Here is a 12291-nt window from a genome sequence, read left to right as displayed (position 1 = left end):
CGGTCGGCAGCACCCCAGGAGGTTCCATGGAAGACACGACGAACGTCGGGCAGATCGCCCTGTACCTCGTGCTCGGCCTCGTCCTGCTCTTCGTCGTCGTCGCGCTCGTCCGCTCCGTGCGGATCGTGCCGCAGACGGTCGCGATCATCGTCGAGCGCCTCGGCCGCTACTCCCGCACGCTCGACGCCGGGCTGCACCTGCTCATCCCGTTCGTCGACCGCGTGCGCGCCGGCGTCGACCTGCGCGAGCAGGTCGTGTCGTTCCCGCCGCAGCCCGTCATCACCTCCGACAACCTGGTCGTCAGCATCGACACGGTCATCTACTTCCAGGTCACCGACCCGAAGTCGGCCGTGTACGAGATCGCGAACTACATCACCGGCATCGAGCAGCTCACGGTGACGACGCTCCGCAACGTCGTCGGCTCGATGGACCTCGAGCAGACGCTGACGAGCCGCGACCAGATCAACGGCCAGCTGCGCGGCGTGCTCGACGAGGCGACCGGCCGCTGGGGCGTGCGCGTCAACCGCGTCGAGCTCAAGTCCATCGACCCGCCGGACAGCATCAAGGGCTCGATGGAGCAGCAGATGCGCGCCGAGCGTGACCGTCGTGCCGCGATCCTCACGGCCGAGGGCGTCAAGCAGTCGCAGATCCTCACCGCCGAGGGCGAGAAGCAGGCGTCGATCCTGCGTGCCGAGGGCAACGCGCAGTCGGCGATCCTCACCGCCGAGGGCGAGGCGCGGGCGATCCTCCAGGTCTTCGACGCCGTCCACCGCGGCGACGCCGACCCCAAGCTGCTCGCCTACCAGTACCTGCAGACGCTGCCGAAGATCGCCGCGAGCCCGTCGAACAAGATGTGGTTCCTGCCGTCGGAGCTCACCGGGGCGCTCGGGCAGCTCGCCCGCGGCTTCGGTGCGCCGCTCGGTGGCGACGGCGGTGCGGTCGACGACACGGCCCGCCCCGTCGGGACGTCGCCGCTCGGGGACGACCTGCCGCCCACGGCGCTCACCGACCCGGCCGTCGCGCTCGCCGAGGCCCGTGCGGAGTCGGCCGCCGCGACGGCGGACGCGACGAGCGCCGGCACCCTCAGCGGACGCCCGTTCGACCCGGGCGTCGAGCTCGGTCAGCGCCCCGGGGGCGGCGCCGTGCCGCCGCCGCTACGCAAGCCGCACGCCGATCCGGCACCGCCGCAGGAGCCCACCACGGGCGACTGACGCGACCACGACGACCCCGGGAGGCACCGTCCTCCCGGGGTCTTCGCTTGCGGCGAAACGGCGCGACACGCCTCGATTACCCGTTGGCCCGGGCAAGGGACCGGGCCTAGCGTGCGAGTGCGGACTGACGGCGCACGGCACCGCCTCCGCCCGACCCCCGGGAGAGCTGCTCGTGCTCGTCACGCTCCTGCGCCACCATCTGGCGCCCTACCGTTCCGCCGTCGTCGCGGTCGTCGTGCTGCAGGTCCTGCAGACCGCCGCGACGCTCTACCTGCCCAGCCTCAACGCGCAGATCATCGACGACGGCGTCGCCACCGGCGACACCACCCAGATCCTGCGGCTCGGCGGCATCATGCTCGCCGTCAGCCTCGTCCAGGTCGTCGCCGCCGTCGCCGCCGTCTACTTCGGGGCGAAGGCCGCCATGGCGTTCGGGCGCGACCTGCGCGGCCGGCTGTTCGGTCACGTCCAGACGTTCTCCGCGCAGGAGATCGGCACGTTCGGGGCGCCGACGCTCATCACGCGCACCACGAACGACGTGCAGCAGGTGCAGATGGTCGTGCTGCTGACGTTCACGCTGATGATCGTCGCGCCGATCATGCTCGTCGGCGGGGTCGTCATGGCGCTGCTGGAAGACGTCGGGCTCTCCGCGATCCTGCTGTTCGCCGTGCCCGCGCTCGCGGTCGTCATCGCGCTCATCGTCGTGCGGATGGTGCCCTACTTCCGGTCCATGCAGAAGCGGATCGACGCGATCAACCGGGTGCTGCGCGAGCAGATCAGCGGCATCCGGGTCGTGCGGGCGTTCGTCCGCGAGGAGCGCGAGCAGGAGCGTTTCGCCGCCGCCAACACCGACCTGTTCGACACGTCGCTGCGCGTCGGGCGGCTCATGGCGCTGATGTTCCCGGCCGTCATGCTCGTGCTCAACCTCACGAGCGTCGCGGTGCTGTGGTTCGGCGGGCAGCGCGTCGACGCGGGGGAGATGGAGATCGGGGCGCTCACCGCCTACCTGTCGTACATCGCGTACATCCTGGTCGCGGTCATGATGTCGACGATGATGTTCGTCATGTTCCCGCGGGCCGTGGTGTCCGCGGAGCGCATCGGCGAGGTGCTGACGACGACCACGACCGTCGAACCGCCGGCCGCGCCGGTACCGCTCCCGTCGGGGCCGACGTCCCGGCCCGGGCTCGTCGAGCTGCGCGGCGTCGAGTTCCGGTACCCCGGAGCCGAGCAGGCGGTGCTGCACGGCGTCGACCTGGTCGCCGAGCCGGGCCGCACGACGGCCATCATCGGGTCGACCGGCTCGGGCAAGACGACGCTGCTCAACCTCGTGCCACGACTGTTCGACGTCACCGGCGGCGCGCTGCTGATCGACGGGGTCGACGTGCGCGAGCTCGATGCCGACGTGCTGTGGTCCCAGATCGGCCTCGTCCCGCAGAAGCCCTACCTGTTCTCCGGCACCGTGCGGACCAACCTCGAGTTCGGGCGCCCCGGCGCGAGCGACGACGAGCTGTGGCACGCCCTCGAGGTCGCGCAGGCGCGCGGGTTCGTCGAGGAGCTCACCGGCGGCCTCGACGCCCCCATCGCCCAGGGCGGCACCAACGTGTCCGGCGGGCAGCGGCAACGGCTCGCCATCGCGCGCGCCCTCGTCAGACGACCGCACGTGTACCTGTTCGACGACTCGTTCTCCGCGCTCGACTACGCGACCGACGCGGCGCTGCGCGCGGCCCTCGTCCCGGAGACGCGCGACGCGACCGTCATCGTCGTCGCGCAGCGCGTCGCCACCATCCGGCACGCCGACCGGATCGTCGTCCTCGAGGAGGGCGCCGTCGTCGGCGTCGGCACGCACGCCGAGCTGCTGGAGTCGTCGGAGACCTACCGCGAGATCGTCTACTCGCAGGTCAGCGCGGAGGAGGCGGCGTGAGCGCGCAGGAGCGTCCGGCACCCACGGCCGACCCGGCGGTCCCGACCGCCCGTCCCGCACCCCCGCAGCGCATGCCCCGCGGCGGCCCCGGCCCCATGGGCGGCATGGGCATGCCCGGCGAGAAGTCGATGGACTTCCGCGGGTCCGGCGCCCGGTTCCTGCGCGAGCTGCGCCCCGAGCGCGTGCCGCTCGTCGCCGTCATCGTGCTCGGCGTCGCGTCGGTCGTCCTCGCGGTCACCGGGCCCAAGCTGCTCGGCAACGCGACCAACGTGATCTTCAACGGGATCATCGGCCAGCAGCTGCCCGCGGGGCTCACGCTCGACCAGGCGATCGCCGGGCTGCGCGCCCAGGGTCAGGACCAGCTCGCCGACATGCTCTCCGGCACCGACGCCGTGCCCGGCGTGGGCGTCGACTTCACGCAGCTGCGCAACATCCTGGTGGTCGTCGCGCTCATCTACGTCGGGTCGTTCCTGTTCGGCTGGCTGCAGGGGCGGATCACCGCCGGCGTCGTGCAGCGGACCGTCTACCGGCTGCGCCAGCGCGTCGAGGCCAAGCTCACGCGCCTGCCGCTGTCCTACGTCGACTCCCAGCCGCGCGGCGAGCTGCTCAGCCGCGTCACCAACGACATCGACAACGTCGCGCAGTCGCTCCAGCAGACGCTGTCGCAGCTCATCACGTCGGTGCTCACCGTCATCGGCGTGCTCGCGATGATGTTCTGGATCTCGCCGCTGCTCGCCGTGGTCGCGCTCGTCACCGTCCCCGCGTCGGTGGTCGTCGCGGGAACCATCGCGAAGCGGTCGCGCCCCCAGTTCATCGACCAGTGGGCGTGGACCGGCAAGCTCAACGCGCACATCGAGGAGATGTTCACCGGGCACGCCCTCGTCACCGTCTTCGGACGCCAGCGCGAGGCCGCCGCGACGTTCGAGGAGCGCAACGAGGCCCTCTACCAGGCCAGCTTCAAGGCGCAGTACATCTCCGGGATCATCCAGCCCGCGCTCGGGTTCCTCGCGAACCTCAACTACCTGATCGTCGCCGTCGTCGGCGGGCTGCGGGTCGCGTCCGGCGCGATGTCGCTCGGCGACGTCCAGGCGTTCATCCAGTACAGCCGCCAGTTCACGCAGCCCATCACGCAGATCGCGTCCATGGCCAACCTGCTGCAGTCCGGCATCGCGTCCGCCGAGCGGGTCTTCGAGCTGCTCGACGCACCCGAGCAGACGCCCGACCCGCAGGTGCCGACCGCCCTCGACCGGCCTGTGCGCGGACGCGTCACCTTCGAGCACGTCGCCTTCCGGTACGAGGCCGACAAGCCCCTCATCGACGACCTGTCGATCGTCGCCGAGCCCGGCTCCACCATCGCGATCGTCGGACCCACCGGTGCCGGCAAGACCACCCTCGTCAACCTGCTCATGCGGTTCTACGAGGTCGACGACGGCCGCATCACGCTCGACGGCGTCGACACCCGCGACCTCACCCGCGACGAGCTGCGCGCCCAGATGGGCATGGTCCTGCAGGACACCTGGCTGTTCGGCGGCACCCTCGCCGAGAACATCGCCTACGGCGTCGACTCCGCGACCCACGAGCAGATCGTCGCCGCCGCGCAGGCCACGCACGTCGACCGGTTCGTGCGCACCCTGCCCGCCGGGTACGACACCGTCGTCGACGACGAGGGCGGCAACGTGTCGGCGGGGGAGAAGCAGCTGCTCACCATCGCCCGCGCGTTCCTCGCCGACCCCGCGATCCTCATCCTCGACGAGGCCACCTCGTCCGTGGACACCCGCACCGAGGTGCTCGTCCAGCAGGCGATGAACGCCCTGCGGGCCGGGCGGACGTCGTTCGTCATCGCGCACCGCCTGTCGACCATCCGCGACGCCGACACCATCCTCGTGATGGAGCACGGGTCGATCGTCGAGCACGGGTCGCACGAGGAGCTGCTCGCCGCCGACGGGGCCTACGCCCGGCTGTACGCGAGCCAGTTCGCGGCGGCGGTGACGGTCGAGGACTGAGCGTGGCGCTCGGCCGTCCGGGTGCCCGGCGGCGGCGCGGGACCTCCGGCCGACGGGGTCGTGGGCACCGGCGCATAGTGTGCCCGCATGGCCCCCTCCACCCCGCGGCTACGGCGTGACCGCTTCACGGTCACGCTGTACGGCTGCTTCGTCGTGTGGGGCTGGCTGCTCTACTCGTTCAACCCGAGCGTGCCGCTGCTCGCCGACGACCTCGGGATCTCCGGGGCGCAGGCAGGGCTGCACGGCACCGCGATGGCGGCGGGGGCGATCCTCACCGCGTTCCTCACACCGCGGGCCGTGCGGGCGCGCGGTCGCCGGTGGACGCTCGTCCTCGCGTGCGCGGTCGTGGTCGTCGGCACCGTCGTGCTGCTGACCGCCGGCACGCTCGCGCAGAGCCTGCTCGGCATGTTCGTGCTCGCGATCGGGGGGAACCTCGCGATCAGCGGCGCGCAGCCCGGTCTCGCGCAGCACCACGGCGCCGCGGCGTCGGCCGCCGTCACGGAGGCCAACGGGGTCGGGTCGAGCATCGGGCTGCTCGGGCCGCTGGCAGTCGGAGCGTGCGTCGCGGCGGGCTTCGGGTGGCGTCCTGCGGTGGCCGTGACCGCGCTGCTCGCGGTCCTCACCGCGGCCCTGCTGGGCCGGCAGCCCGTCGGCGGGGCGATGACGCCCGCCGAGCGTCGCGCCCCGCAGGACGGCACGCCCACGCCGGACGTCGCCGAGGTCGAGGTCGACGAGCAGCCGCGGCGCCGCGCCGGGCTGGCGACGTGGTGCTTCCTCGCGACCCTGGTCGCCGCGATCTCGCTGGAGAACGCGACGACGTACTGGTCGACCGAGCTCGTCATCGAGCGGACCGGTGCGGGCGCGGGCATCGCCGCCGCGACCACCGCCGGGCTCGTCGCGGGCATGTCGGCGGTCCGCTTCGTCGTCGCGCCCCTGTCGCTGCGGGTGCGGCCCGCGCTGCTGCTCACGGGCGCGTTCCTCGTCGCGATCGCCGGGTGGGCGGTGCTGTGGACCGCCACGACGCCCGCGGTCGCGCTCACCGGGCTCGTCGTCGCCGGGTTCGGGTACGGCGCGCAGTACCCGCTGTCGGTGTCGCTGCTGCTCGCGGCCACACCGGGGTCGGGCGACGCCGCGCAGGCACGGGCGACGCTCGCGGGCGGGATCGCCATCGGGGTCGCGCCGTTCGCGCTCGGGGCGCTCGCGGACCAGGTGGGGGCGCACACGGCGTTCGTCATCGTGCCGGTCGTCGCGGTGGTCGGGGCGCTCGCGGCCTGGGGCGGCGGGGTCGCGGTGCGCCGATCGGCGCAGGTCGCGAGTGTGGTGGACGCGGACGGAAGCCGGGTTCGATAACGTTATCGAACCCGGGCGGGCCGCCCGGTCGACGACGACCGAAGGACCCACGCGCCATGCCGCTGTCCCCGCACGCCCGCACAGCCAGCACCGCCCGCACGGCCAGCACCGCCCGCACCGTCGTGACGGCCGGTGCCGTGACACCCGCGCGGCCCATGACGGACCCCGCGCTCGCGCACCGCACCGCCGACGTCCGCCTCGTCGTCCGCACCGCCGACGGCACGCCACTGCGCCGGCAGGAGGTCGTCGTCGAGCAGACGCGGCACGCGTTCCGGTTCGGCTGCATCGGCTTCGACCTCATCGGCCTCGCCAACGGGGAGATCGACAGCACGCCGCCGGTGTTCGGCGGGGCGAGCGACGCGTCCGCCCCGGCGCTCGCCGACCTGTGGCTCGACGTCTTCAACACCGTCACGCTGCCGTTCTACTGGGGGCGGTTCGAGCCCGAGCGTGGCCGCCCCGACACGGCTCGCCTGCTGCGGGCCGCGCGGTGGTTCGCCGAGCGGGGTGTCGAGGTCAAGGGGCACCCGCTCGCCTGGCACACGGTCGCGCCGGACTGGCTCACCGACCTGCCCGTCGACGAGGTCGAGACCGCCGTCCGCGACCGCGTCACGCGCGACGTCACCGACTTCGCGGGCGTCGTCGACACGTGGGACGCGATCAACGAGGTCGTCATCATGCCGGTCTTCGACAAGGAGCCGAACGGGCTGACGCGCCTCGCGTGGGACCGCGGGCGGATCGCGACCGTCCGGCTCGCCTTCGAGACCGCCCGGGCCGCGAACCCGGGGGCGACGCTGCTGCTCAACGACTTCGACATGTCCACCGCGTACGAGTGCCTGATCGAGGGCGTGCTCGAGGCCGGCATCCAGGTCGACGCCCTCGGGCTGCAGAGCCACATGCACCAGGGCTACTGGGGCGAGGAGAAGACGCTGGCGATCCTCGACCGGTTCGCACGCTTCGGCCTGCCGCTGCACCTCACCGAGACGACCCTCGTCTCGGGCGACCTCATGCCGGCGCACATCGAGGACCTCAACGACCACCAGGTCGACTCGTGGCCGTCCACGGCCGAGGGCGAGGCGCGGCAGGCCGACGAGCTCGTGCGGCACTACCGGACCCTCGTGTCGCACCCGGCCGTCGCGTCCACCACGTACTGGGGGATCGCGGACGAGGGCGCGTGGCTCGGCGCCCCCGCGGGTCTCGTGCGGGTCGACGGGACGCCCAAGCCCGCGTACGACGCGCTGCGGTCGCTCGTGCGCGACCAGTGGTGGCACGCGCCGACGACGCTCGTCACGGACGACGACGGGGCCGTGCCCGTGCACGGGTTCCTCGGGGACTACGTCGTGACCGCAGGCGGGGCGTCGGCGACATTCGCGCTCGCGGCGACCGGCGACGTGCTCGACGTGCGGCTCGCGCACGCGCCGTCGACGTCATGACGGCTCGCTGACCACGGCGTCGCGACGACACGCCGACCACGTCGCGAGGCGACGACACGCCGACCACGCCGCGACGGGACCGCTGCCCTCGACGCGAGACTCGCGCCTGCCCGGCCGCCTGCGTGGGCGTCCGAGGCGTCCGGGCGGGGGACCGGGCCGCAAAGCGCTGGGCACCGCCGGGGTGGGTGCGGCACGCTGCCCAGGGGGACGACGCCGTCTGCGGCCGCCGTCCCGTGCGCGCCGCACCCGGCTCCCGACACCGACAGGACGAGGAGGAGGCGCGCATGCCCGCGTGGGGCCCCGGACCGTTCGACGCCCACCCGGCGCTCGACTTCCTCGAGCGGCTGACGCTGCGGCACGCCGACGTCGACGCGACGCTCGCGCTCGTGCCCGGGTCGGTCGACGTCGACGGTGTGGTCGCGCACCTGCGTCGCGAGCTGCGCGCCGCCGCCGACGGCCAGCCGTACGCCTGCTACGCGTTCCCGCAGTCCACCTACGCGACCGCCGGGCTCGTCGCCGCCGTCCTCACGGGCGCCGACCGGCACCCCGTCGCGCCGACGACGCCGCGCGCCGCCCGTGACCTGCTCGGGCTGCGGTCGCACGCCGGGCACGCCGCGCTGCTCACCGAGTCCCACGCCCTGGCCCTGCAGCAGGACGCGGCCGCCGCAGCCCGGGTGCTCGCCCAGCCGTCGTCGTGGTCGGACGAGCCGGACGCGACCGTGCACCTGCTCGCCGCCGCGAAGCAGCTCGCGGCCGTCCTGAGCCGGACCTTCGCCGCCGGGGCGGTGCCCGCGCGACCGCGTCCCACGACGCTCTGGGGCCGGGTGCCGATCCGCCGGCTCTGACCGGCGTCCGTCGGGCGGCACGCTCGTGGCTGGGAGGATGGGCGGGTGCCCCGCCCGGACCTGCAGCCCGTCACCGACCCCGCCGACCCCCGCCTCGCCGACTACGTCTCGCTGACCGACGTCGCGCTGCGCTCCCGGCACGAGCCCGCCAAGGGTCTGTACATCGCGGAGTCGTCGACCGTGCTGGAGCGCGCCCTGCGCGCCGGGCACCGGCCCCGGTCCGTCCTGCTGGCCCCCCGCTGGGTGCCTGACCTGGAGCGCATGCTGGCCGCGCAGCCCGACGACGGGACGAGCGTGCCCGTCCTCGTCGCCGACGAGCCCGTCCTGGAGGCCATCACGGGTTTCCACGTGCACCGGGGTGCGCTCGCCGCGATGCACCGGCCGCCGCTGCCGTCGGTCGCCGCCGTGCTCGCGGGCGCCCGCGGGGGAGCCGGGGCGCGCCGCGTCGCGGTGCTCGAGGACGTCGTCGACCACACCAACGTCGGCGCCGCGTTCCGGTCCGCCGCCGCGCTGGGCGTCGACGCGGTGCTCGTCACGCCGCGCTGCGCCGACCCCCTCTACCGGAGGTCCGTCCGCGTCTCGATGGGCACCGTCTTCCAGGTGCCGTGGACCCGCATCGACCCCTGGCCCGACGGCATCGACCTACTGCGCGACCACGGGTTCGTCACCGCGTCGCTCGCGCTCGCCGACGACGCGATCACGCTCGACGAGCTCGTCGCCGACCCGCCGGAGCGCCTCGCGCTCGTCCTCGGCGCGGAAGGGCACGGGCTCAAGCCCGCGACCGTCGCCGCGTCCGACCTCGTCGTGCGGATCCCCATGGCCGGTGAGGTGGACTCGCTCAACGTCGCCGCCGCGGGCGCGGTCGCGTTCTGGGCGACGCGCGCGTAGGCCTCACCGGCGGTCCTGCGGCGGAAAAGTGCTGGCCAGGGCGACGGTGCCCGCGGCACAGTACGGGGGCGCCGCAGCGGCGACACCCGACGTCGTCGGGACCACGAGGGCACGCGCCGGGAGGAGGGGACCTTGACGAGCATCACGCCGGACGGCCGGCAGGGCGACCGCCACGTCGCCGTGCGCCCGTCCCCGATCCTCCGCGGTCAGCGCCCCGTCGACGGCCTCGTCGACGACGTCTCGTGCCGCCGGTGGTGCACGGAAGCCGTGCCCTCCTGACCTGACGCACGCCGCAGGTCCCGAGGGCCGCTCCCGTCACCGGTGAGCGGCCCTTCGCCGTCCTGCCCACGAGCCGTTGCGCCGCGGACGCCACGGGGGCGCAGGAGCCCGCCGGGCCGCACGGCCCGACCGGAGAGGTTCGACTCCTCTGTCCCCGACCCAGAGCACCTCGGTCACGACATCCCCGACCGCCGGGACCACTCCGTCCCGCCGCCCCGACCACGCAGACCCGCCCGACCCACGGTCCGGCCACCACCCAGGAAGGAGACCGCCATGGTCCGCCTCGTCCACCAGTCCCTCGTCACCACCCGACCGGCGATCTCCGACCGCGAGGCGGAGGCGGCCCGCCGGCGCATCGCCCGCCGGACCGCCCGCAACCCGCTGCGCCGCGTCCGGATCACGTGCGAGCCGCACGCCGTCCGCGACGCGCTCGCGACCGTCGGCGACCGCATCTGGTGCGACGCGCACGCCGACTGGGCGACCGTCGTCGAGGTCACCGAGTAACCCGCACCGCGTAGCCCGAGCAGCCCGTCCGCACCCGGACGGGACCGCACGCAGACACGAGAGAAGAAGGAGGTGAGCCCGGTGTCCGGGGTCCTGGTCCTCAACGCAGGCTACGAGCCCCTGCACCGGGTCAGCCTGCAGCACGCCGCGCAGATGCTGCACCGCCGGGTCGCGGTCGTCGAGGAGGCGGTGGCGGGCAAGCGGTACGGGCCGTACCCGCTGCCCGCGGTCCTGCGCCTCGTGCGGTACGTGCAGATGCGGTGGCGGCACCGCAGCGGCACGCCGCCGTGGTCGCGTGCCGGCGTCCTGCGCCGCGACCGGCACGTCTGCGCGTACTGCGGTGCGCGCGACGCGGGCACCGTCGACCACGTGCTGCCGCGGTCGCGGACCGCCGACGCGAACACGTGGCTCAACACCGTCGCGTCGTGCGGCCGCTGCAACAACCTCAAGCGGGACCGCACGCCGCAGGAGGCGGGGATGCGGCTGCGGTACGCGCCGCGCGTGCCGTCGTTCGCCGAGCTCCTGCACGCGTGAACCGGGTGGACCGTCCGTCGGGGCGGTCCACCCGGTGTCGTCGCCGGTGCCGTTCCCGGCGGCGTGACGTCCTGCGACCATGGGGCGGTCAGGTGGGTTCGTCCCGGTCCGTCCCCGGACCGGCCGAGCACGAGGAGCGCACCATGCCCGATCTCGCCGACGCCACGACCGCCCCCGCCGCGGCACCGTCGTCCGACCTGTTCCAGCCCGTCGGGCCGACGCCCGACGACGTCGCGACCCGCATGGTCGCGATGCTGCTCGGCGCCCAGGAGGTCCTCGCCGTGCACGCCGGCGACCGGCTCGGCTGGTACCGGACGCTCGCGCAGGACGGCCCGACGACGTCCGTCGACCTCGCGCGCGCCACCGGGACGCACGAGCGGTACGCCCGCGAGTGGCTCGAGCACCAGGCGGTCGCGGGCTTCGTCACCGTCGACGACGACCGGGCCGCCGCGCACGAGCGTCGCTACGCGCTGACGCCCGGCGCCGCCGAGGTCCTCACCGACCACGACTCCGAGCTGTTCCTCGGGCCCCTCGCGCGGATGCAGGTCGCGAGCCTGCGCGCCGTCGACCACCTGCTCGACGCCTACCGCACCGGCGGCGGCGTCCCGTGGGCGGCGCTCGGTGCCGACGCGCGCGAGTCGCAGGCTGCGGTCAACCGGCCGTTCTTCCTCGGGTCGTTCGTCGAGGAGGTCGTCCCGGCGATCCCCGAGCTGCACGCCCACCTGAGCCGCGGCGCGCGCGTCGCGGACGTCGGGTGCGGGGAGGGCTGGTCGAGCATCGCGATCGCCCGGGCGTTCCCCGGCGCGACCGTCGTCGGGCTCGACGTCGACGAGCCGTCCGTCGCCGCGGCCACACGGAACGCCGCCGCGCACGGGCTCGCCGACCGGGTGTCGTTCCGCGGGGGCGACGCCGCCGGTGCCGTCGGCGCGTTCGACGTCGTGACCGCCTTCGAGTGCGTGCACGACATGCCCGACCCCGTCGGCGTGCTGCGCGCGGCCCGCGCGATGGTGCACGACGACGGTTTCGTCCTCGTCATGGACGAGCGCACCCAGGAGCGGTTCACCGCGCCCGCCGGGCACGTCGAGCGGCTCTTCTACGGGTACTCGCTCGGCGTCTGCCTGCCCGACGGCATGTCGCAGGAGGGCAGCGTCGGCACCGGCACCGTCATGCGTCCCGACGTGCTCGCCGGGTACGCGCAGGACGCGGGCTTCTCCGGCGTCGAGGTGCTGGACGTCGAGAACGACTTCTTCCGGTTCTACCGGCTCGTCGGCTGAGCGGCGTTCGGCCGGCCGTCTGGGCCGGTGACGTCAGGCGGCTGTGCGGTCGGGG

General features: G+C 74.1%; 10 protein-coding genes. All 10 read left to right on the top strand.

Annotated elements, in window-relative coordinates; translation table 11 throughout:
• Positions 1-26 precede the first annotated feature (26 nt).
• The 10 genes from CBZ_RS01365 (at position 27) to CBZ_RS01320 (ending at position 12236) form a co-directional block, all read left to right on the top strand.
• On the top strand, positions 27-1211 hold the full coding sequence (locus CBZ_RS01365) for an SPFH domain-containing protein (protein ID WP_130779828.1): 1185 nt from the start codon (positions 27-29) through the stop codon (positions 1209-1211).
• Positions 1212-1383: 172 nt separating this feature from the next.
• A complete protein-coding gene (locus CBZ_RS01360; RefSeq protein WP_130779827.1) occupies positions 1384-3129 on the top strand; it encodes an ABC transporter ATP-binding protein in 1746 nt (581 codons plus the stop codon).
• A gap of 71 nt (positions 3130-3200) precedes the next feature.
• Positions 3201-5132 (top strand): ABC transporter ATP-binding protein, encoded by a 1932-nt coding sequence (locus tag CBZ_RS01355; protein ID WP_130779861.1) that lies wholly within the window; start codon positions 3201-3203, stop codon positions 5130-5132.
• Between the two features lie 87 nt (positions 5133-5219).
• Positions 5220-6482, top strand: a complete 1263-nt coding sequence (locus CBZ_RS01350; RefSeq protein WP_130779826.1) for an MFS transporter — start codon at positions 5220-5222, stop codon at positions 6480-6482.
• Positions 6483-6637: 155 nt separating this feature from the next.
• Positions 6638-7912, top strand: coding sequence for an endo-1,4-beta-xylanase (locus CBZ_RS01345; RefSeq protein WP_130779860.1), 1275 nt, complete (start codon positions 6638-6640; stop codon positions 7910-7912).
• A 284-nt stretch (positions 7913-8196) separates the two neighbouring features.
• Positions 8197-8757 carry a hypothetical protein gene (locus tag CBZ_RS01340; RefSeq protein ID WP_130779825.1) on the top strand — a complete coding sequence of 187 codons (561 nt, stop codon included), beginning with the start codon at positions 8197-8199 and terminating at the stop codon, positions 8755-8757.
• Positions 8758-8802: 45 nt separating this feature from the next.
• Complete coding sequence (locus CBZ_RS01335) at positions 8803-9645, top strand: TrmH family RNA methyltransferase (RefSeq protein WP_130779824.1); 843 nt, start codon at positions 8803-8805, stop codon at positions 9643-9645.
• 552 nt (positions 9646-10197) lie between these two features.
• Positions 10198-10428, top strand: coding sequence for a hypothetical protein (locus CBZ_RS01330; protein WP_130779823.1), 231 nt, complete (start codon positions 10198-10200; stop codon positions 10426-10428).
• Positions 10429-10509: 81 nt separating this feature from the next.
• Entirely contained in the window at positions 10510-10962 is a 453-nt protein-coding gene (locus CBZ_RS01325) for an HNH endonuclease (RefSeq protein WP_130779822.1), read from the top strand.
• 143 nt (positions 10963-11105) lie between these two features.
• Positions 11106-12236: a class I SAM-dependent methyltransferase gene (locus CBZ_RS01320; RefSeq protein WP_130779821.1), complete on the top strand. Its 1131-nt coding sequence runs from the start codon at positions 11106-11108 to the stop codon at positions 12234-12236.
• Positions 12237-12291 lie beyond the last annotated feature (55 nt).

It is taken from the genome of Cellulomonas biazotea, from assembly GCF_004306155.1.
GTDB lineage: Bacteria > Actinomycetota > Actinomycetes > Actinomycetales > Cellulomonadaceae > Cellulomonas > Cellulomonas biazotea.
This window is presented reverse-complemented; position numbering and strand designations above follow the sequence as displayed.

Excerpts from the sequence above, each read along its gene's own strand:
- CBZ_RS01345 (WP_130779860.1), top strand. The coding sequence starts at position 6,638 with ATGACGGACCCCGCGCTCGCGCACCGCACCGCCGACGTCCGCCTCGTC.
- CBZ_RS01340 (WP_130779825.1), top strand. The coding sequence starts at position 8,197 with ATGCCCGCGTGGGGCCCCGGACCGTTCGACGCCCACCCGGCGCTCGAC.
- CBZ_RS01355 (WP_130779861.1), top strand. The coding sequence starts at position 3,201 with ATGCCCCGCGGCGGCCCCGGCCCCATGGGCGGCATGGGCATGCCCGGC.
- CBZ_RS01350 (WP_130779826.1), top strand. The coding sequence starts at position 5,220 with ATGGCCCCCTCCACCCCGCGGCTACGGCGTGACCGCTTCACGGTCACG.
- CBZ_RS01320 (WP_130779821.1), top strand. The coding sequence starts at position 11,106 with ATGCCCGATCTCGCCGACGCCACGACCGCCCCCGCCGCGGCACCGTCG.
- CBZ_RS01330 (WP_130779823.1), top strand. The coding sequence starts at position 10,198 with ATGGTCCGCCTCGTCCACCAGTCCCTCGTCACCACCCGACCGGCGATC.
- CBZ_RS01365 (WP_130779828.1), top strand. The coding sequence starts at position 27 with ATGGAAGACACGACGAACGTCGGGCAGATCGCCCTGTACCTCGTGCTC.